This window comes from Mesorhizobium sp. M4B.F.Ca.ET.214.01.1.1, assembly GCF_004791545.1.
In the GTDB taxonomy this organism is placed as follows: domain Bacteria; phylum Pseudomonadota; class Alphaproteobacteria; order Rhizobiales; family Rhizobiaceae; genus Mesorhizobium; species Mesorhizobium abyssinicae.
This window is the reverse complement of record NZ_SRUX01000147.1, coordinates 1-352: the sequence shown is the minus strand read 5'-3', so window position 1 is coordinate 352 and position 352 is coordinate 1. Positions and strand designations below refer to the sequence as shown.

The window sequence follows — 352 nt, the reverse complement described above, 5'->3', positions numbered from 1 at the left end:
CGATGCTGCAGGAGATGCGCGCTTTCGCATCTGGGCGCCCGGTTCTGATGCGCCGAGGCTCGTTATAAACGGCGCGGAATACGAAATGCGGTCTGAGGAGAACGGCTGGTACGAAGCCGTTGCAGCGAATGTGAGTAGCGGCGCCACCTATCACTTTGTTCTGCCGGACGGGCATGAAATTCCCGATCCGGCCTCACATTGGCAGGAAGGCGGCCTGGACGGCCCGTCAACCGTCATCGATCACGACTTTGCGTGGCAGCATGAGAACTGGACCGGTAGGCCGTGGCACGAGGCTATGATCTACGAGGTTCACATCGGCACGTTCACGGAAGAAGGGACGTTCCAGGCGGCC

Annotated in this window: 1 pseudogene; it reads left to right on the top strand. The window is 60.5% G+C overall.

Annotation, left to right across the window (positions count from 1 at the left end):
- A pseudogene (locus EN857_RS33675) lies at nucleotides 1-352 on the top strand (malto-oligosyltrehalose trehalohydrolase); the annotation flags it as partial.